The organism is Streptomyces pluripotens (assembly GCF_000802245.2).
Taxonomy (GTDB): Bacteria; Actinomycetota; Actinomycetes; order Streptomycetales; family Streptomycetaceae; genus Streptomyces; species Streptomyces pluripotens.
On sequence record NZ_CP021080.1, the window covers coordinates 2,063,268 to 2,085,813 of the forward strand.

Here is a 22,546-nt window from a genome sequence, read left to right on the forward strand (position 1 = left end):
CGGTGCCTTACCGGGGAGGGGGCCACCGGCCGGCGGTCCCCTCTCCCTTGCTCAGTCCAGGTAACCCCTCAGCTGGTCGGCGAAGGTGTGGTCCCTGAGCTTGTTCAGGGTCTTGGACTCGATCTGCCGTATCCGCTCGCGGGTCACGCCGAAGATGCGGCCTATCTCCTCCAGGGTGCGGGGACGACCGTCGACCAGCCCGTAACGAAGTTGCACGACCTTCCGCTCACGCTCGCCGAGGGTGGAGAGCACGGCCTCCAGGTGCTCCCTGAGCAACAGGAAGGCTGCAGACTCGACCGGGCTGGCCGCATCGCCGTCCTCGATCAGGTCGCCGAGGGCCACGTCCTCCTCCTCGCCCACGGGGGCGTGCAGCGACACCGGTTCCTGGGCGAGGCGCAGGACCTCGCCGACCCGCTCGGGCGGCAGGTCCAGGTGGGCCGCGACCTCGTCCGGGGTCGGTTCACAGCCGCGTTCCTGGAGCAGGCGGCGCTGGACCCGGACGACCCTGTTGATCAGTTCCACGACGTGCACGGGGACGCGGATGGTGCGGGCCTGGTCGGCCAGGGCCCGGGACATGGCCTGGCGAATCCACCAGGTGGCGTAGGTGGAGAACTTGTAGCCGCGGGCGTAGTCGAACTTCTCGACCGCCCGGATGAGTCCGAGGTTGCCCTCCTGGACCAGGTCGAGCATGGTCAGGCCGCGGCCCACGTACCGTTTGGCGACGGATACCACGAGCCGCAGGTTCGCCTCGATGAGCCGGCGCTTGGCCATCCGGCCCATGACCACGAGCCGGTCCAGGTCGTTCGCCAACTGGCTGTCCAGGTCCGGGGTGCTGCCCAGCTTCTCCTCGGCGAACAGGCCGGCTTCGACCCGGCGGGCGAGTTCGACCTCCTCGGCGGCGGTCAGCAGCGGGATGCGGCCGATCTCACGCAGGTACTGGCGGAACAGGTCGGCGGAGGGACCGCCGGACTCGGCCCGGGCAACGGCCGGTACCTCAGCGGGCTCCGCGGCCTCGGCGGCGGCCTCGGTCCCGCCGGGGCCCCTGGGCTCCGTGAGGACGTCGGGCTCCTCCGCGAGTGCCGTGGCGGGCGGTTCTGCCTGCTCGGCGGGCACCGCCTCCGGGTGCAGCGCGGCGCGGCCCTGCGCGGGCACGGCCACGAGGACCTCCGGCTCCGCGTCCGGCTCGTCCGCGGCGGTGCCGGGGACCCGGATGGCGCTGGTGGCGCTGGTACTGCTGTCGGTCTGGGTGAGGGTCTGGGTCTGCACGGGGGGCGACCTCCAGGATGATCGCTGCAGAACGTGTGCGGCAGCGGTACTTCGGTAGCGGAGAGTCGACGGCCTGCGCTCCGAGGACTCGGGCACCGCCCCCAGTGTGGGGTAAGACACATCTCCGCTACGAGGGGCGTGCGGTGACTTTTTGCGTCCGGTTCGTGACCGACTGGTGACCTCGGGCGGAAATCCGGGCACTACCTTCCCCCTGATCTGCGACGATCCCCGGATGTTCGAATGTCCGGACTCGCGTACGAAACCGCGGACGGCTTCGCGCGGTCCAGGTGGAGACCGAGCTGGTTCCGCGGGGGCCGGGGTGTCGGACGGACTGTGCAGGGGCGGGCAGACTTCGAGCACCACGCGAAACTGCTGCTGCACGCCGATGCCGACCTCGGCACGCCGGCCGCGCGGATCGTGCCGCACGGCGCGCATCCGTCGTGGAACGCCCGCCGGGTTCAGGGAGGCAGGCCCGCTTCGTCGCGAGCAGCCGCAGTTCGCCGACCGGGAGTAGGAGTTCGCCAGCCGGCTGCTGCCGGCAGGGGCACCGGCCTCCCGGAGACGGGGGAGCCGTGGCCGGGGACACCCCGGTCGGCTAGAGCGCTTCCGCGCCCCGCTCGCGCAGCGCTTGGTCGTACTGCTGGAGCACCCACAACTCGTTCTGCACGGAAGCCAGTTGGGCAGCGTCACCGCCGGTGGAGAGGCGGGTCATCTGGGACTGGATGTCGTGGATCCGACGCTCGACGGCGCGGCGGCGGATCTGCACCAGGACCGTGCCGGCGTAGGTCTCGTCCACCGTGCGACGCAGGATCGGCTCGACGGCCAGCTCGGTGACCATCGCACGGACGGTGTCGTTGGGCGCGGCATCGCGGACGCGGACCAGGTACTCCTGTGGGTCGGGCAGTCCGTACTCGACGCCGCCCGACTCCGCGACGGCCTGACGTACAGCGGCGTACGGCGGGGCGGTGAACTCGTCCACGCCGTAGGCGTCGAAGGCCGGGGAAACCAGTTCGGGCCGCTGCAGGGCGAGCTTGAGCAGTTCGCGTTCGGCGGCGTAAACGGGGTTGCGCAGGGTGAGCGCCGGACCGCTGCCGCCCGGGCGGGGGCCCGCGGCCCACTGTTGTTCGGCGATGCGGGACCGGTCCTGCGGCGGGCTGCCCTTGCCGCCGCGGTCCCGGGCCCAGCGGGCCAGCTGGGCGACCCGCCGGACCACGAACTGGGTGTCGAGGATGCCGAGCAGGCCGGCCAGGTCGACGGCGACTTCGTGCTGGGCGCCGCTGTTCTTGATGCGGGCGACGACCGGGGCGGCTTCGTCCAGGGCGGCGGCGCGGCCGGCCGGGGTGTCCAGGTCGTAGCGGCTCACGATCTGCCGGAGCGCGAACTCGAAGAGCGGGGTACGGGGTTCGACCAGGTCGGTGACGGCCTCGTCGCCCTTGGCCAGACGCAGCTCGCACGGGTCCATGCCGTCCGGCGCGACCGCGATGTAGGTTTCGGCGGCGAACTTCTGGTCGTCCTCGAAGGCGCGCAGGGCGGCCTTCTGTCCGGCCGCGTCGCCGTCGAAGGTGAAGATCACCCGAGCGGAGCCGTTGTCCATCAGCAGCCTGCGCAGGATCTTGATGTGCTCGCCGCCGAAGGCCGTACCGCAGGTGGCGATGGCGGTCGGCACACCGGCCAGGTGGCAGGCCATGACGTCGGTGTAGCCCTCGACGACGACGGCACGACTGGACTTGGCGATCTCCTTCTTCGCCAGGTCGATGCCGTACAGCACCTGGCTCTTGCGGTAGATCGCCGTGTCTGGGGTGTTCAGGTACTTGGGGCCGTTGTCCGCCTCGTACAGCTTGCGGGCGCCGAAGCCGACCACCTCACCGCCGATGTCCCGGATGGGCCACATCAGCCGCCCCCGGAACCGGTCGATGGGTCCGCGGCGGCCCTCCTGGGACAGACCCGAGAGAAGCAGTTCCTTGTCCGCGAAACCCTTGCCGCGCAGATAGCGGGTGAGGTGGTCCCAGCCCTGGGGGCTGTAGCCGACACCGAAGTGGACGGCGGCGGCCTGGTCGAAGCCGCGCTCGGCGAGGAAGACCCGGCCGGTTTCGGCCTCGGGGCTGGTGGCCAGTTGCTCGGCGTACCACTGTGCGGCGATCTTGTGCGCCTCGACCAGGCGGATGCGCTCGCCGCGCTGGTGGGCCGGGTTGTACCCACCCTCCTCGTAACGCAAGGTGATGCCGGCCTGGGCGGCCAGCCGCTCGACCGCCTCGGAGAAGGAGAGGTGGTCCACCTTCATCACGAAGGTGATGGTGTCGCCGCCTTCCTGGCAGCCGAAGCAGTGGAAGAGTCCCTTGCTCGGGCTGACCTGGAAGGACGGCGACTTCTCGTCGTGGAACGGGCACAGGCCTTTGAGGTTGCCGCCGCCCGCGTTGCGCAGCTGGAGGTATTCGGAGACCACGGCGTCGATCGGGACCGCGTCCCGTACCGCCTTCACGTCCTCGTCGTTGATCCGTCCTGCCACGAGGTGATTCTACGGCGGTGGTGTGACACGGCTGGTGCCCGCCGGGGTCAGGGGATGAGGCTGTCGAGGGGTACGTGCGGGTCGGCGAGGGCTTCCGTGTCCGCCTTGGCCCCGGAACGGATGAGCTGCTGGATCTGTTCTGTGACATCCCACACGTTCACGTTCATTCCGGCCAGCACCCTGCCCTCCTTCACCCAGAAGGCGATGAACTCCCGCTTGCCGATGTCGCCCCGGATCACCACCTGCTCGTAGGACCCCGGTGGTGCCCAGCCGCTGTACTCCATGCCCAGGTCGTACTGGTCGGTGAAGAAGTAGGGCACGCGGTCATAGGCGGTGTCCGCGCCCAGCATCGAGCGGGCCGCCGCCGGGCCGCCGTTCAGGGCGTTCGCCCAGTGCTCGACCCGGATCCTGGTGCCGAAGAGGGCGAGCGGGAAGGCGGCGACGTCACCGGCCGCGTGGATATCGGGGTCGGACGTACGCAGCCGCTCGTCCACCGCGACGCCGCCGCCGTGCGCCCGGTCGGCCAGCTCCAGCCCCGCGGCCTCGGCCAGGCCCGTGCGGGGCACCGCGCCGATCGCCGCGAGGACGCCGTGCGCCGGGTGCTCCTCGCCGTCGTTCGTGCGGACCGCGAGGACCATGCCGTCCTGGCCGACGATCTCGGTGAGCCGCACGCCGAAGCGGAAGCGGACGCCGTGCTCGCGGTGCAGTTCCGCGAAGACACCTCCGAGCTCGGGGCCGAGGACGCCGTGCAGCGGGGTCGGGGCCGGTTCGATCACCGTGACCTCGGCCCCGTACTCGCGGGCCGCCGCCGCGACCTCCAGGCCGATCCAGCCGGCACCCGCGATCACGATGTGCCCGTTGTCCCGTCCGAGTGAGGCCAGCACCCCCTTGAGCCGCTCGGCGTGGGCCAGGCGGCGCAGATGGTGCACGCCCGCCAGTCCGGTGCCGGGGATGTCGAGGCGGCGGGGTTCGGCGCCGGTGGCAAGGAGCAGTTTGTCGTAGCGGACCTGGGTGCCGTCGTCGCCGAAGCGTACCGTCTTGGCCGTACGGTCGATCGCGTCGACGGTCTGGCCGAGGTGCAACTCGATGTCGTTGCGCGCGTACCAGGCGGGCTCGTGTACGAAGACGCTGTCGCGTTCCTCCTTGCCGAGCAGGTAGCCCTTGGACAGCGGCGGGCGCTCGTAGGGGTGGTCGCGTTCGTCGCAGATCAGTATCACCCGGCCGGTGAAGCCCTCCGCGCGGAGCGTCTCGGCTGCCTTCGCGCCGGCAAGGCCGCCTCCGACGATGACGAATGTCTGATCCGCGTCGACCACTTGATGCCTCCTCGTAAGGGTGCCGCCACATGCGAGCGTCCCGCACGCAGCGTGCTGCGGGAAGGGGGAGTGACCCGATCAGGCCACGGCTGGTCACTTTCCTCTCACATATGCCCCGCCAGTCTCGCGTGCAGCGAGAGGGCAGCGGCGTCAGTGAGGGAGGCAATCTGGTCGACGATCACCCGCTTGCGCGCGTGGTCGTCGAACGCCCCGTCGAACAGCGCCCGGAACTGCGGGTCCAGACCGTCGGGCGCGCGGGCGGTCAGCGCCTCCGCCAGCTCCGCCACGATCACCCGCTGGTCGGCGCGCAGCCGCTCCTGCTCGGCACGCTGCATCACATACCGGTCGGCGACCGCCTTGAGCACCCCGCACTCCATGCGGGTCTCGCGGGGTACGACGAGTTCGGCGCCGTAGCGGGTGAGCCGGCCGCTACCGTACGCGGCACGGGTGGCGCCTTCGGCGGCGAGGCAGAACCGGCCGATGAGCTGGCTGGTGGCATCCTTCAAACGGGCCTGGGCGACCGCGGTGCCGTCGTAACCGTGCGGCCACCACTCCTCGTCCTGCAGGCGGTCGAGGGCGGCAGCGAGTTCGGCCGGGTCGGTGCCGGCGGGGACGTACCGGCCGATGGCGACCTGGAACACCGCCTGCCGTTCCGGTTCCGCGTGCAGGCAGTTGGGGTCGATGTGGCCGGCGTGCAGGCCGTCCTCGACGTCGTGCACCGAGTAGGCCACGTCGTCCGACCAGTCCATGACCTGGGCCTCGAAGCAGGTGCGGGTGCCCGGGGCGTGCTCGCGGACCCAGTCGAACACCGGGCGGTCGTCCTCGTACACGCCGAACTTCCCGGACTCCGGGTCGGTGGGATGGGCTCCGCGCCGCCAGGGGTACTTGGTGGCGGCGTCGAGGGTGGCACGGGTGAGGTTGAGACCGACGGAGCGTTCCCCGGTGAAGCGTTTGGGTTCGATGCGGGTGAGGAGCCTGAGGGACTGGGCGTTGCCCTCGAAACCGCCGCAGTCGTCGGCGAACCCGTTCAAGGCCTGTTCGCCGTTGTGGCCGAACGGGGGGTGGCCGAGGTCGTGCGAGAGGCAGGCCGCTTCGACCAGGTCGGGGTCGCAGCCGAGGGCCGCACCCAGTTCCCGACCGACCTGGGCGCACTCCAGGGAGTGGGTGAGGCGGGTGCGGGGGCTGGCGTCCCAGGTGTGGGCGCTGCGCTCGCCCGGGGTGACCACCTGGGTCTTGCCGGCGAGGCGACGCAGTGCCGCGCTGTGCAGGATGCGGGCGCGGTCACGCTGGAAGGCGGTGCGGCCGGGGCGCTTGTCCGGCTCTGGTGCCCAGCGCTCGGCCGATGCCGGGTCGTAGCCGGGGAGGGGTTCGGTTCGGGTGCCTTCCATGACTCGACACTAAGCGCCGGCGGTGACAAAACGGTGGTGCGGGGTGCCCGGCGGTCCGCCGGATCCGACCGTCCCGCGGTCGCGGGTGCGCACGTGGTGCGGTCCCGGGGCCTCCAGCGGAGCGCTCAGGCGGCTTCGGTCCGCGGTGCCGCCAGGCTCTGGTCGTAACGGTGCAGGATCAGTCGGGCCATTGCCGGGTGGACCCCCAGGGGAGCGGAGGCGAGCCACGGGGACTGGTCCGCGCACTGGGTCGCGAAACGACCCGGTGCGGTGAAGTACGAGGCGATCGCCACCCGGTGCCGTCCGCGTGCCGCCAGTGCCCGCAGGGCCGCCGGGACGGTCGGGGCCGCCGCCGATGCGTAGGCGGGGATCACCGGGACGTTCAGTCGACCGGCCAGGAGACGGGCCGTGCGGCGGGTGTCGGTCGCCGAGTCGGGGTCGCGGGAGCCTGCCGCGGCCAGGACGACGGCAGCGGCGCCACGGCGCCCTGGCTCGGCCTCGTCCTGCGGCCAACCCGCCTCGATCAGCCGGTCGTACAGCGTCTCCGCCAGGAGCGGGTGCGGGCCGAGCGGAGCGGCCACGCGCGCGTTCACCGAAGTGGCTGCCACGGCCTCGGGGATGTCCCGTCTGACGTGGTGTCCCCGCCCGAGGAGCAGCGGAACGCACACGGCGGGGGTGTCGCCGAGTGCGGCGAGGGTGTCCGGGAGGAGAGGCTCGGTCAGCTCGATGTGGCCGAGGCGGACCGGGAGGGTGGGGCGCAGTGCCCGTAGGCGCGCCATGAGGGCCCGTACGGTGGCGAGTGCGCGCGGGTCACGGCTGCCGTGGGCGACCAGGACGAGGGTGGGCGGGGCCGGGTGGCGGCGTCCGATCGGGGAGACGAGCCGCAGCCGGTCGGCGAGCCGGCTGCCGATGCTGTTCAAGAGGTGCGCTGTGCTGTCGAGGCGGATGTCTGGCTCGGAGGGTGGAGGGTGCGACGCCGTCATGCAAGGATCCTGGCGGCCCGAGGTTGCGCCGCCGTTGCGGGGTCGTCACGGGTGTTTTCCACGGGTTCACGGCGCAGCGGTACGGCGTGTGAACCCTCGCGGTGCCGGTGGCGTCCCTCATCACCGGAAGGTGATCCATGGGGGGCGCAGAGGGGCCCGTGCGAGCCGGGGACGGCGTCCGGGAGGAACGGGGAGGGGCCGCTGTGAGGATTCCTCGACCGCGGCTGCCCCGCACCCGCGCCGGGCAGCGGCGGCTGGTGCAGGCGGTGGTGGCCGGGTGCGTGCTGGCACTGCTGCCGGTGACCTGGCTGTACGTGTCCACTGCGGACCGGCTGCGGACGACGGCGGACGTGCCGCCCGCGCAGGTCGCGGTGGTCTTCGGCCCCGGGGCGGTGAACGGCACCCGGCCCTGAGCCGCACCAGGATCGTGAGCGGCACCGGGACCGTGAGCCGCACCGGGTGGTCACGGCAACCGGGCGGCGACGACGCTCGCCGCAGCCGTGGAGTACACAGCCCGGAGGCAGGCGCGGGTACGCCTCACCGTGCCCGGAAGGACGCTGGGAGGTCGCCGTGCCGGTCGTGTAACCGGGAGCGGGCGCGGGCCGTAACACGGCCGACGCACGCTGGACGGCATGGAGAACGCCTCGACGCCCACCCACTGCCCGTACTGCGCCTTGCAGTGCGGGATGAACGTCACGCCCCTGCCGCAGGGGGGCGTCGAGGTGACCGAGCGCCCGGACTTCCCGGTCAACCGGGGCGCGCTGTGCGGCAAGGGGCGTACCGCCGCGCAGGTGCTGTCGCCGGCTGCGCGGCTCACCGCACCGCTGGTGCGGTCCCGCGGCCGGTTGGTGGAGGCGAGCTGGACAGAGGCGCTGGACCGTGTGGCCGGGCAGCTCGGACGGACACGGGAGCGGCACGGCGCCGATGCGCTGGGCGTGTTCGGCGGTGGTGGGCTGACGAACGAGAAGGCGTACGCGCTGGGCAAGTTCGCGCGGGTGGTGCTCGGCACCTCGCAGATCGACTACAACGGCCGCTTCTGCATGTCGTCGGCCGCCGCGGCCGGTATCCGGTCATTCGGGCTGGACCGGGGACTACCGTTCCCACTGGAGGACATCCCGAAGACGGGGTGTGTGGTCCTGGTCGGCTCCAACCTCGCCGAGACCATGCCGCCCGCGCTGCGCTTCTTCAGCGAACTCCGCTCGAACGGCGGCACGTTGATCGTGGTGGATCCGCGCCGTACACGGACCGCCGAGCAGGCCGACCTGCATCTCGCGCCCCGCCCCGGCACCGACCTTGCGCTCGCCCTCGGCCTGTTGCACGTGGTGGTCGCCGAGGGGCGGACGGACGAGGCGTACGTCCGGGAACGGACCACCGGCTGGGCGGAGGCCCGGGCGGCGGCGATGGCGCACTGGCCGGAATACGTCGAGCGGATCACCGGGGTGCCGGTGCCGCAACTCCGCGCTGCGGTAGGCATGTTCTGCGAGCCTGAGGCGGCGATGGTGCTCACCGCGCGCGGCCCCGAGCAGCAGTCCAAGGGCACGGACACGGTGGGTGCGTGGATCAACCTGTGCCTGGCCACTGGCCGTGCAGGGCGGCCGCTGTCTGGGTACGGCTGCCTGACCGGGCAGGGCAACGGGCAGGGCGGACGCGAACACGGTCAGAAATCGGACCAGTTGCCCGGCTACCGCAAGCTGGACGACCCGGATGCGCGGCGGCACGTGGCGGGGGTGTGGGGCGTGGCCCCGGACTCGCTGCCGGGCCCCGGACGCAGCGCGTACGAACTCCTCGACGCCCTCGGTACGGACATCCGGGCGCTGCTGCTGATGGGCTCCAACCCGGTGGTGTCGGCACCGCGCGCGGCACACGTCGAGGAACGCCTGCGCTCACTGGATTTCCTCGCGGTGGCGGACGTGGTGCTGTCGGAGACGGCGGAGCTGGCGGACGTCGTACTGCCGGTCACTCAGTGGGCGGAGGAGACGGGTACGACGACCAGCCTGGAGGGCAGGGTCCTGCTGCGCCGCCGGGCGGTCGTGCCCCCGCCCGGCGTCCGCAGCGATCTGCACGTCCTCGGCGAGTTGGCCGCCCGCCTCGGCGTGGAGAAGGGCTTCCCCGACGACCCGGAGGAGGTCTTCGGGGAACTGCGCCGGGCGAGCGCGGGCGGCCCCGCGGACTACTCGGGGATCACCTACCGCAGGTTGACGGAGGAGAACGGGGTCTTCTGGCCGTGCCCGGACCACCCGGCCGGCACGACCGGGGCCGCCGGAACGGCCGGGGCCGGGGAGTCCGGAACCGGCGCGGCCGGGACGGCCGGTGTGCACCCCGGTACGCCTCGCCTCTTCCTGGACCGTTTCGCCACCACTGACGGCCGGGCCCGGTTCGCCGCGGTGAACCACCGGGCGACGGCGGAGGAGCCGGACGCCGAGTATCCGCTGGTGCTGACCACGGGCCGGGTGGTGTCGCAGTACCAGTCGGGGGCGCAGACCCGGCGGGTGGCGGAGCTGAACGCGGCGGCACCGGGCCCGTTCGTGGAACTGCATCCGCGGCTCGCGGCCCGCATCGGGGCAGCCGACGGCGACCCGGTCGCGGTGGTGTCCCGGCGGGGTCGGGCGGTGGCGCCGGCCCGCGTCACCACCGCCATTCGTCCGGACACCGTGTTCATGCCCTTCCACTGGCCGGGCGAGGGCCGGGCCAACACCCTCACCAACCCGGCGCTCGACCCCACGTCCCGGATGCCCGAGTTCAAGTCGTGTGCGGTACGGGTCGAGCTGGCGGAGCCGAAGGGGCGCACGGGTGCGTCCGCCGAGGTCGCCCGGAGCCGCGGGCCGCAGTGAGGTTCTGACAGCGCCGGGACGGCCGATCGCCGCCCTCGATCCGGGTGCCGGCGGTGCGCAACCGACACGAAGGCGGAAAGGCGCTATGGACATGACATGTCATGAGCACTTAAAACTGATGGGACATCAGCGCCACCCCCACGCCTGAATTGGCGCCTTCCCAAGGAGACCGATGAGCCGGATACGGCAGCACATCCGAGGAACCCGTCGTCTCGCCACAGCCGGCGTCGCCGTCACCACTGCGACCCTGCTGGCCACCGCCCTCTCCCCTGCCGCCCACGCCGACAACAGACCGACCCGGGCCACCGCGATGGAGAACGCGGCGTCGGCCCTCGTGGCCCACGCCACGAGCCTCGGCCTCACCTCCGCCGAGGACACCAAGGTCCGCGACGTGATCGTGGACAAGGACGGCACCCAGCACATCCGCTACGACCGCACCTACCGCCACCTCCCCGTCCTGGGCGGGGACTTCGTCGTCCACCTGAAACCCAACGGCAGCTTCCGCAGCGCCGATCGGGCGACCCGGAAGCGGGTGTCCCTGCCCTCCGTCACCCCGAAGGTGTCGGCCCCCAAGGCCGCCGGCCTCGCGGTGCACGCGCTGCGCGCCGCCAACTTCGGCGAGAAGCTGAAGCACGTCAAGGCCAAGCCCGAGCTGGTCGTCGACGCCCTGCACGGCGCCCCGAAGCTGGCCTGGCGCACCAACGCCGTCGGCCTGGACTCACTCGGCAACCCGGTCGCCCGGACCGTACTGACCGACGCCCGCACCGGTGCACAGATCGACGCCTGGGACAGCATCGAGACGGCGACCGGCGACGGCCAGTCCCTGTACAGCGGGACCGTACCGTTGGAGACGACCCAGTCGGGCTCGTCGTACCAGCTCAAGGACCCCACGCGCGGCAACACCTACACCGGTGACGCGGAGAACAAGACCGACCTGTGCTTCTTCGGCATCTGCTTCTTCCGGGCCCCGGCGACCCTGTTCACGGACGCCGACAACCACTGGGGCACGGGCAGCAACGCCGACCGCTCCTCGGCCGCCGTCGACGCCCAGTACGGCACCGACGAGACCTGGGACTACTACAAGAACGTCCAGAACCGCAACGGCATCGCGAACGACGGCAAGGGCTCGTACAACCGCGTCCACTACGGCAACAACTACAACAACGCCTTCTGGGACGACAGCTGCTTCTGCATGACCTACGGCGACGGCGACGGGACCACCTTCGGGCCGCTGGTGGCGCTGGACGTGGCCGGGCACGAGATGACCCACGGAGTCACCTCCAAGACGGCGGCACTGACGTACTCGGGCGAGTCCGGGGGCCTGAACGAAGCAACCTCCGACATCCTCGGCACCATGGTCGAGTGGTACGCGAACAGCCCCTCGGACCCCGGCGACTACCTCATCGGCGAGCAGATCGTCCGCCCCGGCTTCGGCAAGACGGCACTGCGTTACATGGACCAGCCGTCGAAGGACGGCAACTCGGCCGATTACTGGAGCAGTTCGGTCGGCAACCTCGACGTCCACTATTCGTCGGGCGTGGCCAACCACTTCGCCTACCTCCTCGCGGAGGGCAGCGGACCGAAGACCATCAACGGCGTCAGCTACAACTCCCCGACATACGACGGCTCCAAGGTCACCGGCATCGGCCGGGACAAGGTCGGCAAGATCTGGTACCGGGCGCTGACGGTCTACATGACGTCCTCGACGAACTACGCGGGGGCCCGGACCGCGACCCTCAACGCGGCGAAGGACCTGTACGGCACCGGGACCGAGTACAACGCGGTGGCGGCGGCCTGGAACGCGGTCAACGTGCACTGATCCCGCAACAGTGACGGAAGGCCGGTGCCGCGGGCAGGCGCCGGCCTTCCCGCGCGGGACCCGGCAGGACCCGGCAGGACCCGGCAGGACCAGACAAGAGGTTCCGACCGCGGCTTGCCGGCCGGAGCCACCCCCCAACGGCGCCCGGCGGACTCCCCGCACGGCCGCCCGGCGGCTGCGCGGGCGCACCCCGCTGCGCCGGGACGGCCCGGCAGAACAGGACACGGCACCTGGTGCCGCCGACCGCAGCGGCCCACCCATGTCGGCTCCGCACACACCGCCCGCGCCACCCAGCCGGGCGCTGACAACGCGTCACCCGTTCACCGTCGTCGGCGCTCCATTCGTGTTCTCTTCACGGTTCGACCTCCTCCGCCCCCACACGGCGCCCCTGACCTGCCCGAACCCCATATACCCTCACCCGTACGGAGGTGTGGGCGGCACCCGTTCACCACGTTCCTGACACTCCCTCAGCAAGCGGCCCGGCCCGACAGCCGTTTACCTCGGTAGGGCACGAATCGGACAAGTTCTGGGGAGCACGATGCGACGCACCGCCCGTCTGCTGACCGGTACCGCGCTCGCCATGGCCGCCGCGGGACTCGCCACGGCACCCGCCCACGGCGACGACGCCCGACGCCTGGAGGTGTACCCCTCCACCGTGTCGCCCGGCAGTCAGGTCACGGTGAACACCGCCGTGTGCGGGGACAGGGGTGCTGCGACCGGGAACGCGGGCGCCGTCGGCGCCGGCAGGTTCCCGCTGGCGCCCAGCACCCACAACGGCGAGGCGATCGGCCGGTTCCGGGTGCCCGCGAGCGCGCAGCCGGGGACGTACGAGATCGTCGCCGAGTGCACCGAGGGCGACCAGCAGGTGCGGGGCGACCTGGTGGTCGCGTTGAGCGCGGCACACGGGCAGGTGCAGCCGCGGGGAAGCATGAAGACGGGGGTCGGCGGCGCACTCGGCCCGGACCCCGTGCAGACCGCGGCAGGTGTAGCGGCTCTGGCCGTCGCCGCCGCGGGCGGTACCTGGCTCCTGCATCGCCGGGCGAGAGGCGACAGGATCTGACGGACACCCTCCGCTGTCCGTCCGCCGGTACCGCAAGCCCCGCCCCCTCCGGGTCCGACGCCCCTCGCGGCCCGGAGGGGGAAGGGGGCCGCCCCGCTGGGAGCCGGGCCCGCTCAGGGTCCCGTTCGGAGGTGCGCCTCCGGGAGAGGGGTTCACGTGCGCAGGAACGCCAGGCTAGGTGACACCGTCATAGCCGCCCTCACCGTCGTCGCCCTCGGCTCGGGCGTGTGGCTGCTCGACGGTGCCGGGACGCACGCTCCACCCCAGCCGTCGGCCGCTGAGGGACGCCCCGATCCCGGAGGTGAGTGGTCCGCGGCAGCCGCCCTCGCACCGTCTCCGCCGACCCGCATCCGCATTCCCTCGATCCGGGTGAACGCCCCGCTCACGGGCTTGGCCCTCACCCGCTCCGGCAGTCTGGAGGCACCGCCCGCCGGCAACAAGAACCTGGCCGGCTGGTACGCGGCGGGCACCATGCCCGGTGAGACGGGCACGGCGATCGTCGCCGGCCATGTCGACAACGCCGACGGCCCCGCCGTCTTCTATGACCTCGGCGCGCTCAAGCGGGGCGCCCGCATCGAGGTGGACCGCCAGGACGGCACCGTGGCCGTCTTCATCGTCGATGCAGTGGAGGTGTACGCGGCGCGCGACTTCCCCGACGAGAAGGTGTACGGTGCCGCGCCCCGTCCGGAACTGCGCGTGATCACCTGCGGGGGCGGCTACTCGAGGACGACCGGCTACCAGGGCAACGTGGTGGTGTTCGCCCGTCTCACGGGAAGCCACTAGGGCCACGGCAGGCGACGTTGGTCGCGACGGGGCGAACGTTGCCTGTTGCGGCACCGGCGAAGACCGGAAGGCCTGACAAAGCCCGGAACTCCTGAGATCATCCGTGTCGTGGTCCGGCCTCACACCCCCCGCCGACGGGCGCACAGGCCCCTCACACCCCCAGCGCGCCCCTGTTGAGGGCAGCGTTCCTCATGGGAAACAGGAGTGATGCCGCCGGGTAACGTCAGCCCCGCACGCTCGGGGACATGACCTCGAATACGCGTGTGGTGGTGATCGGCGCCGGCCTCGCGGGCGTGCGGCTCGCCCGGCGGCTCAGCGAGCTGGGTGTGCCCGCGCTGCTCGTCGGCGAAGAGGAGCATCCACCGTACAACCGGGTGCTGCTCGCCGAGGTGCTGGCCGGCCGATACACCCCGGAGGTGATCGCCCTCCCGGCGCCGGACGGTCTGCTGCGTGCCCGGGTCACCGGCATCGACCGGATCGGTAGGACCGTCGGCTGCGCGGACGGCACCTCGATCGCATACGACGCTCTGGTGCTGGCCACCGGCTCCAACCCGGTGCTGCCACCGCTGCGCGGCCTGTTCACCCCGGACCACCGGCTACCCGAGGGCGTGCACGCGTTCCGCACGCTGGACGACTGTCTGGGACTGGCCGGGGCGGTCCGGCCAGGGGCGCGCGCGGTCGTCATCGGGGGCGGGCTGCTGGGGGTCTCCGCTGCCCGCGCGCTCGCCGTGCGCGGCGCGCAGGTGATGCTCGCCCAGCAGGCCGAGCGGCTCATGGAGCGCCAGCTCGACCCGGGCGCCTCCCAGCTGGTGCTGCGGCACCTCACCGCCCTGGGCGTCGAGGTGCACACCGAGTGCCGGGTGCGGGGCGTGCGCTGCGTCGCGGGCACCGTCCGCTCGGTGGAGATGGCCGACGGGTACGCCCTCGACGCCGACCTCGTGGTCCTCGCCTGCGGCGTGCGTCCGCGCACCGGGTTGGCGGAACAGGCAGGTCTCACCGTCCACCGGGGCATCCTCGTCGACGACGAGCTGCGCACCTCCGACCCGCACGTCCACGCCATCGGCGACTGCGCCCAGCACGACGGCACGGTGTACGGCCTCGCCGCCCCCGCCCTCGAACAGGCCGACGCCCTGGCCCGGTTGTTCGCCGGAGACGCCACCGCACGCTACACCGGCACCCGTTCCCTGACCCGGCTCACCCTCACCAGCCCCGACGATCGCTTCGGGCACCCGTCCTACGACCGCCCACCCGCCGGCCCACTTCCCTTGGGAAAGCTGCACTTCGATCTCGCCGCATTCGGCGAGACCGAGGCGCGTCCCGGCGACGACGTCGTACAACTCGCCGACGCCACACAGGGCACCTACCGCAAGGTCATCGTGCGCGGCGACCGGCTGGTCGGCGGGGTCCTCGTCGGCGAGTTGGGCACGGTCGGCGCACTCGCCCGCGCCTGGGAGGGCGCGGAGCCGCTCCCTCCACAGGACGGTCCCCTGCTCCACCTGCTCACCCACGATGGAGGCTCCTGATGCCCACGACCGCACCTGGTGGGGCCCTGCCCCGCCCCACGATCGTGCTCGTCGGCCATGGCATGGTCGGCCAGCGCTTCCTCGAAGCGCTGGCCGGGCACGGCCTGACCGCCACGCACCGCGTGGTCGTGTTGTGCGAGGAGCCGCGTCCGGCGTACGACCGCGTACAACTCACCTCGTACTTCTCGGGCCGGACGCCCGAGGACCTCTCCCTGACCGACATGGAGTTCATCAAGGACCACGGCGTCGAGTTGCACCTCGGCGACCCGGCGGAGTTCGTCGACCGCGAGGTGGGGAAGGTGACGGCGCGCTCGGGCCTGGTCGTCGACTACGACGTCCTGGTGCTGGCCACCGGCTCCTACCCGTTCGTGCCGCCGGTGCCGAACAAGGACGCGGCCGGCTGCTTCGTCTACCGCACGATCGAGGACCTGCTGGCCATCGAGGAGTACGCCAGGACAAGGGCGGCCACCGGTGCCGTGGTCGGCGGCGGCCTGCTCGGCCTGGAGGCTGCCGGCGCCCTCAAAGGCCTCGGACTCGACACCCACGTCGTGGAGTTCGCGCCGCGCCTGATGCCGGTGCAGGTGGACGAGGGCGGCGGCGCCACCCTCCTGCGCACCATCGAGGGCATGGGCCTGACCGTGCACACCGGCACGGGCACCCAGGAGATCGTGACGGACGCCTCCGGCACCGTCACCGGCATGAAGCTGTCGGACGGCTCCGCGCTCGCCACCGACATGGTGGTGTTCAGCGCCGGCGTCCGCCCCCGCGACCAGTTGGCCCGCGACTGCGGCCTGGCCACCGGCGAGCGCGGCGGCATCAGTGTCGACGAGCAGTGCCGCACGGTCACCGATCCACAGGTGTTCGCGATCGGCGAGTGCGCGCTGGCGGCGGACGGCCGGGTGTACGGCCTGGTGGCACCCGGCTACGAACAGGCCGAGACGGCAGCTGCGACGATCGCCGCCGACGAAGCGTCCTTCACCGGCGCCGACCTGTCCACCAAGCTGAAGCTGCTCGGTGTGGACGTGGCCTCCTTCGGCGACGCGCACGGCACCGCCGAGGGCTGTCTGGACGTCGTGTACTCCGACTCCCGCGCGGGCCTGTACAAGAAGCTGGTCATCGGGCGTGACGGCACGCTGCTCGGCGGCATCCTGGTCGGCGACGCGGAGGCGTACGGCACCCTGCGCGCGCTGACGGGTTCGGTGCCACCGGTCTCCCCGGAGTCCCTCGTCCTGCCCGCCGGAGCGGACTCGGGGACCGGGCTCGGCCCTTCCGCACTCCCGGACGAGGCAGTCATCTGTTCCTGCCACAACGTCAGCAAGGGCACGCTCCGCGGCGCGGTCACCGAGCACGGGTGCAGCACGGTTCCCGAGGTGAAGAAGTGCACTAAAGCCGGTACGGGCTGCGGCAGTTGCGTGAAGGTGCTGGGACAGTTGCTCGCCGCCGAACTGGAGGCGTCCGGCGTCGAGGTCGACAAGGGCCTGTGCGGGTGCTTCGCACGCACCCGCGAGGAGCTGTACGAGATCGTCCTGACCCTGCGGGTCACCTCGTTCCGGCAACTGCTGGACCGTCACGGACGCGAGGGGGCCCGGGGCGGCGACGGCTGCGAGGTCTGCAAGCCGGCGGTCGCCTCGATCATCGCCTCCCTCGCCCCGACGATCGGCGCGAGCGGCTACGTACTCGACGGCGAGCAGGCCGCCCTTCAGGACACCAACGACCACTTCCTCGCCAACCTGCAGAAGAACGGCTCGTACTCGGTCGTGCCGCGCGTCCCGGGCGGGGAGATCACCCCGGAGAAGCTGATCGTGATCGGCGAGGTCGCTAGGGACTTCGGCCTCTACACGAAGATCACCGGTGGTCAGCGGATCGACATGTTCGGCGCGCGCGTGGAACAACTCCCGCTGATCTGGGCCCGTTTGGTAGACGCTGGTTTCGAGTCCGGGCACGCCTACGGCAAGGCGCTGCGCACGGTGAAGTCCTGCGTGGGCTCCACCTGGTGCCGGTACGGGGTGCAGGACTCGGTCCGGATGGCGATCGACCTGGAGCTGCGCTACCGGGGCCTGCGGTCGCCGCACAAGCTGAAGTCCGCCGTCTCCGGGTGCGCCCGGGAGTGTGCCGAGGCCCGGTCGAAGGACTTCGGCGTGATCGCCACGGCGGGCGGCTGGAACCTGTACGTGGGCGGCAACGGCGGTGCGTCCCCGCGCCATGCGGACCTGCTCGCCCAGGACCTGTCCGACGCCGAACTGGTACGGCTGATCGACCGGTTCCTGATGTTCTACATCCGCACCGCCGACCGCCTGGAGCGCACCTCGACCTGGCTGGAGCGGATCCCGGGCGGCCTGGACCACGTACGGGACGTCCTGGTCCACGACTCGCTCGGCCTCTGCGACGAACTGGAGGCACTGATGGCGGCCCATGTCGCGAACTACCGCGACGAGTGGGCGGAGACCGTCAACAACCCGGAAAAACTGGCCCGGTTCGTGTCCTTCGTCAACACGCCGGACACCCCGGATCCGGTCGTCGCCTTCGTCCCGGAACGCGACCAGATCAAGCCCGACCTGCCGCTGCTGACCATCGGCATCCGGCCCGCCGACGACGTCCTGGAAGGAAGCGCCCAGCGATGACCCTGACACTGGAAACCACGGCCCTGAAAGTCCAGCTCCGGTTGACCGAAGGTTGGTTCACGGCATGCGAGCTGAGCGCGCTGCCCCCGGGGCGCGGGGTGGCCGTCCTGCTGCCGGACGGCCACCAGGTCGCCCTCTTCCGCGACCGCGCCGACCGCCTGTACGCCATCGACAACCGCGACCCCTTCACCGGCGCTGCCGTCCTCTCCCGCGGCCTGACCGGCACCCACGAGGGTCGCCCGTTCGTGGCCTCCCCCCTGCTCAAACAGCGCTTCGACCTGGTCGACGGGGAATGTCTGGACGACGCATCGGTAAGGGTGGCGGTGTACGAGGTGCGCAGCTCGGTCTGACCCTGCTCGACCGGCATCAGGACCGGAACGACCCTCGTGATCCCGACGGGGTCCGCCTCCGCCTCCGGCAGCGTCTGTGCGCGTCTCGTCCGGCCTGCGCCCCGCAAAAGCGGGACCCCGGGAGCAGCCGTCACGACCGGGTCGCACCGCATCCGGACGTCGGGGGTCACCATCATCCGGCATGAGGCGTGCGCAACCGACGAGGCCCTCCTCGTCGCACCCGTGGCACAGGGGTCGCCCCGAGGCCGCCTCCCCGCCGACACCCACCCGAAAACGGCCGCCAACTTTTTCGCCCTGAGGTGCATCCAACCCGGTGACCCGATTCACCCATTCGCCGATTGGAGGCGGATGCACCATGTCCCAGTCTCTGCACACTCGACGCGTCACCCGGCGCGGCGCGACCACCGCAGTGGCCGCTGCTCTCTTGGCTCTCACGACGGCGGGAGCCGCGTGGAGCGCGACCCCGACGACGCCGCGTACGGCACCACACGCGGCGGCACGGGCCTCGTCCCGGGCGCACACCTGTACCGTGAACGACCTCTACCTGTCCATGGGCCGCAAGGAGGGAGCGGCAGGGTCGGTCTACTGGCCGATCCGGTTCACCAACACCAGCACGAGAAGTTGCGCCCTGCGCGGCTACCCGGGTGTCAGCGCTCTCGATTCCGCCCATCGACAGATCGGACCGGCCGCTACGCGTAGCGGAAGCTCGTATTCCACAGTGATGCTCGCTCCCGGCCGCTCCGCCTCCGCCGTCATACGCACCACCAACGGCCCCATAGGCGGCCCGTGCCTGCGCACCAGCACCTACGTGCGCGTCTATCCGCCCGCCTCGTACCGCGCGGTGCTCGTCCCTGCCCACTGGAAGACCTGCTCCAACACCTTCCAGGTGGGCCCGGTCAACCTGCAAGGCGTCCTCTGATCTCGGACGGGCAGGTCCCGATTCCGGGACCCTGCGCGTGCACGGCGCACCGGAGGCCCTGTGGGTGATCCACAGGGCCTCCGGCTCCGCCCCTGATCCACGTCGCTCTTCCCTCGGCGGTGCCGGGGCCTGTCGGGAGTTGGTAGGGGACCGCCATGCCGGAGGGGCGGCACCCCCCGCACGGGGTGCCGCCCCTCCTCTTTCGTGCACCGGAGCCGCCGCCGATCGGTGAGGGTCGGGGACCAACGGCGGCTCCGGGGTTCAACGGGCCCGCAGGAGCCCGTGCGGTCGCGCCAAGCCCCTCGCGGTGCAGAAGCGCCCAGAAGGGGCGCGAAGAGCCGCGCGAGGGGCCACGGCGGTGCCGCAGACCACTGACGGTACGCGGCGCGGCACTTCCCGCGGACCGCTCAACGGTGGTCGCTGCCCGCCGCCTGCGTGGCCGCGCGGCCGGCCTCCAGGCGGGCGACCGGGATGCGGAACGGTGAGCAGGAGACGTAGTCCAGGCCGACCTCGTGGAAGAAGTGGACCGACTCCGGGTCGCCGCCGTGCTCGCCGCACACGCCGAGCTTCAGGTCGGGACGGGTGCGCCGGCCCGCTTCCGCCGCCGCCTTCACCAGCGAGCCGACGCCGTCCTTGTCGATCGTCTCAAAGGGGGAGACGCCGAAGATGCCCTTCTCCAGGTAGGCCGTGAAGAAGGAGGCCTCGACGTCGTCGCGGCTGAAGCCCCACACCGTCTGGGTGAGGTCGTTCGTGCCGAAGCTGAAGAACTCGGCGGCCTCGGCGATCTGACCGGCGGTCAGTGCGGCGCGCGGCAGCTCGATCATCGTGCCGATCGCGAGCTTGAGCTCGGTGCCGGTGGCCGCCTGCACCTCGCCGATGACCTTGTCGGCTTCCTCGCGGACGATCTCCAGCTCCTGCACCGTCCCGACGAGCGGAATCATGATCTCGGCGCGCGGGTCGCCCTTGGCCGCCTTGCGCTCGGCCGCGGCTTCGGCGATCGCACGGACCTGCATCGTGAACAGGCCGGGAATCACGAGGCCCAGACGTACACCGCGCAGGCCCAGCATCGGGTTCTGCTCGTGCAGACGGTGTACCGCCTGCAGCAGCCGGAGCTCGTTCTCGTGCGGCTCCTGGCGGGACTCGGCGAGGGCGACGCGGACGGAGAGTTCCGTGATGTCCGGCAGGAACTCGTGCAGCGGGGGGTCCAGGAGGCGGATGGTGACGGGCAGACCGTCCATCGCCTCGAACAGCTCGACGAAGTCCTTCTTCTGCAGCGGCAGCAGGGCCTTCAGGGACTCCTCGCGCTCCCCCTCGGTGTCGGCGAGGATCAGGCGCTCCACCAGCTCGCGGCGGTCGCCGAGGAACATGTGCTCCGTGCGGCACAAGCCGATGCCCTGGGCGCCGAAGCGCCGGGCCCGCAGCGCGTCCTCCGCGTTGTCGGCGTTGGCGCGTACCCGCAGCCGGCGCTTGCGGTCGGCGAAGGCCATCATGCGGTGGACCGCCTCGACGAGTTCGTCGGCGTCGTCGGCGCCCGGGTGCATCCGGCCCTCGAAGTACTCCACGACCGGGGACGGCACGACCGGGACCTCGCCCAGGTACACCTTTCCGCTGGAACCGTCGATGGAGATCAGGTCACCCTCCTCCACCACGTGGCCGCCGGGAATCGTCATGCGGCGGCGCTTGGTGTCGACCTCCAGCTCTTCGGCACCACAGACGCAGGTCTTGCCCATACCGCGGGCGACGACGGCAGCGTGGGACGTCTTGCCGCCACGGGAGGTGAGGATGCCCTCGGCCGCGATCATGCCGTCGAGGTCGTCGGGGTTGGTCTCGCGGCGAACCAGGATGACCTTCTCGCCTGAGCGTGACCACTTCACGGCGGTGTACGAGTCGAAGACCGCCTTGCCGAAGGCGGCGCCCGGCGACGCCGCGATACCGCGCGCGACCCGCTCGACCTTCGCCTGCTCGTCGAAGCGCGGGAACATCAGCTGTGCAAGCTGGGCGCCCGTGACCCGCTGGAGCGCCTCGGTCTCGTCGATCAGGCCCTGGTCCACCAGCTGGGTGGCGATGCGGAAGGCGGCACCGGCGGTGCGCTTGCCCACGCGTGTCTGGAGCATCCAGAGCTGCCCGCGCTCGATGGTGAACTCGATGTCGCAGAGATCCTTGTAGTGATTCTCCAGGGTCTCCATGATCTGCATGAGCTGGTCGTACGACTTCTTGTCGATCTGCTCCAGCTCCGCCAGCGGGACCGTGTTGCGGATACCCGCGACCACGTCCTCGCCCTGCGCGTTCTGCAGGTAGTCACCGTAGACGCCCTGGTGACCGGAGGCGGGGTCTCGGGTGAAGGCCACCCCGGTGCCGGAGTCGGGGCCGAGGTTGCCGAAGACCATCGAGCAGACGTTGACCGCCGTGCCCAGGTCGTGCGGGATGCGCTCCTGACGACGGTAGAGCTTGGCACGGTCGCCGTTCCAAGAGTCGAAGACCGCCTTGATGGCGAGGTCCATCTGCTCACGCGGGTCCTGGGGGAAGTCCCGGCCGGCTTCCTTCTTGACGATCTTCTTGAAGGTGGTGACCAGCTTCTTCAGGTCCGCAGCCACCAGGTCGGTATCGACCGTGACCTTCTTGGCCTCCTTGGCCTTGTCGATGGCCTCCTCGAAGAGGTCGCCGTCGACGCCGAGGACGGTCTTGCCGAACATCTGGATGAGGCGGCGGTAGGAGTCCCAGGCGAACCGCTCGTCGCCCGCCTGTTGGGCCAGCCCCTGCACCGACCTGTCAGAGAGGCCGATGTTCAGGACGGTGTCCATCATGCCCGGCATGGAGAACTTGGCGCCGGAACGGACCGACACCAGCAGGGGGTTGTCGGGCTGACCGAGCTTCTTGCCCATCTTCTGCTCGAGGGCGTCAAGGTGCGCACTCACCTCGTCACGCAGTGCCGCGGGCTCCTCACCGCTCCCCAGGTAGACCTTGCAGGCCTCGGTGGTGATGGTGAAGCCGGGAGGGACCGGAAGACCCAGGTTGGTCATCTCGGCGAGGTTGGCACCCTTGCCACCGAGGAGGTCCTTGAGGTCCTTGTTGCCCTCGGTGAAGTCGTAAACGAACTTCGCTACGTGGGGTTCTTTGTTTTCCGACACGGGTCTCGACTCCTTGAGGCCGCGGTGGCTGCCCTGACGGCGAGGAACATACCCAG

13 protein-coding genes and 2 pseudogenes are annotated in these 22,546 nt (G+C 71.2%); 9 read left to right on the forward strand and 6 right to left on the reverse strand.

Going from position 1 to position 22,546, the window contains the following annotated elements; genetic code table 11:
• Positions 1-51: 51 nt before the first annotated feature.
• From LK06_RS09170 to LK06_RS09195, 5 genes and pseudogenes are all read right to left on the reverse strand, one after another.
• A pseudogene (locus LK06_RS09170) lies at positions 52-1,388 on the reverse strand (RNA polymerase sigma factor).
• A gap of 473 nt (positions 1,389-1,861) precedes the next feature.
• Positions 1,862-3,772, reverse strand: coding sequence for a DNA primase (gene dnaG / locus LK06_RS09180; RefSeq protein WP_043406539.1), 1,911 nt, complete (start codon positions 3,770-3,772; stop codon positions 1,862-1,864).
• A gap of 47 nt (positions 3,773-3,819) precedes the next feature.
• Positions 3,820-5,085, reverse strand: a complete 1,266-nt coding sequence (locus LK06_RS09185) for an NAD(P)/FAD-dependent oxidoreductase (RefSeq protein ID WP_039657154.1) — start codon at positions 5,083-5,085, stop codon at positions 3,820-3,822.
• Between the two features lie 104 nt (positions 5,086-5,189).
• Positions 5,190-6,473 (reverse strand): deoxyguanosinetriphosphate triphosphohydrolase, encoded by a 1,284-nt coding sequence (locus LK06_RS09190; protein ID WP_039657155.1) that lies wholly within the window; start codon positions 6,471-6,473, stop codon positions 5,190-5,192.
• 125 nt (positions 6,474-6,598) lie between these two features.
• On the reverse strand, positions 6,599-7,456 hold the full coding sequence (locus tag LK06_RS09195; RefSeq protein WP_039657157.1) for a sirohydrochlorin chelatase: 858 nt from the start codon (positions 7,454-7,456) through the stop codon (positions 6,599-6,601).
• A 203-nt stretch (positions 7,457-7,659) separates the two neighbouring features.
• On the opposite strand from LK06_RS09195, the pseudogene LK06_RS09200 reads away from it, so the two are divergent.
• From LK06_RS09200 to LK06_RS09240, 9 genes and pseudogenes are all read left to right on the forward strand, one after another.
• A pseudogene (locus tag LK06_RS09200) lies at positions 7,660-7,857 on the forward strand (hypothetical protein); the annotation flags it as partial.
• 231 nt (positions 7,858-8,088) lie between these two features.
• On the forward strand, positions 8,089-10,287 hold the full coding sequence (locus tag LK06_RS09205; protein ID WP_052270272.1) for a molybdopterin oxidoreductase family protein: 2,199 nt from the start codon (positions 8,089-8,091) through the stop codon (positions 10,285-10,287).
• 172 nt (positions 10,288-10,459) lie between these two features.
• Positions 10,460-12,106: a M4 family metallopeptidase gene (locus tag LK06_RS09210; protein WP_043406545.1), complete on the forward strand. Its 1,647-nt coding sequence runs from the start codon at positions 10,460-10,462 to the stop codon at positions 12,104-12,106.
• A 538-nt stretch (positions 12,107-12,644) separates the two neighbouring features.
• The gene (locus LK06_RS09215; protein WP_039657162.1) at positions 12,645-13,166 is read left to right on the forward strand and encodes a hypothetical protein; all 522 of its coding nucleotides are present in this window, start codon (positions 12,645-12,647) and stop codon (positions 13,164-13,166) included.
• 156 nt (positions 13,167-13,322) lie between these two features.
• Entirely contained in the window at positions 13,323-13,949 is a 627-nt protein-coding gene (locus tag LK06_RS09220; RefSeq protein ID WP_039657164.1) for a class F sortase, read from the forward strand.
• A 245-nt stretch (positions 13,950-14,194) separates the two neighbouring features.
• Positions 14,195-15,472, forward strand: a complete 1,278-nt coding sequence (locus LK06_RS09225; protein ID WP_043406549.1) for an NAD(P)/FAD-dependent oxidoreductase — start codon at positions 14,195-14,197, stop codon at positions 15,470-15,472.
• Positions 15,472-18,093, forward strand: a complete 2,622-nt coding sequence (gene nirB / locus LK06_RS09230) for a nitrite reductase large subunit NirB (RefSeq protein WP_052318888.1) — start codon at positions 15,472-15,474, stop codon at positions 18,091-18,093. Before LK06_RS09225 ends, nirB begins: the two co-directional genes overlap by 1 nt.
• Entirely contained in the window at positions 18,090-18,443 is a 354-nt protein-coding gene (gene nirD, locus LK06_RS09235) for a nitrite reductase small subunit NirD (RefSeq protein WP_039657167.1), read from the forward strand. Before nirB ends, nirD begins: the two co-directional genes overlap by 4 nt.
• A 529-nt stretch (positions 18,444-18,972) precedes the next feature.
• The gene (locus tag LK06_RS09240; protein ID WP_053049677.1) at positions 18,973-19,362 is read left to right on the forward strand and encodes a DUF4232 domain-containing protein; all 390 of its coding nucleotides are present in this window, start codon (positions 18,973-18,975) and stop codon (positions 19,360-19,362) included.
• Positions 19,363-19,769: 407 nt separating this feature from the next.
• Here LK06_RS09240 and ppdK read toward each other — a convergent pair whose 3' ends face one another.
• Positions 19,770-22,490 carry a pyruvate, phosphate dikinase gene (ppdK, locus tag LK06_RS09245; RefSeq protein WP_043433137.1) on the reverse strand — a complete coding sequence of 907 codons (2,721 nt, stop codon included), beginning with the start codon at positions 22,488-22,490 and terminating at the stop codon, positions 19,770-19,772.
• Positions 22,491-22,546 lie beyond the last annotated feature (56 nt).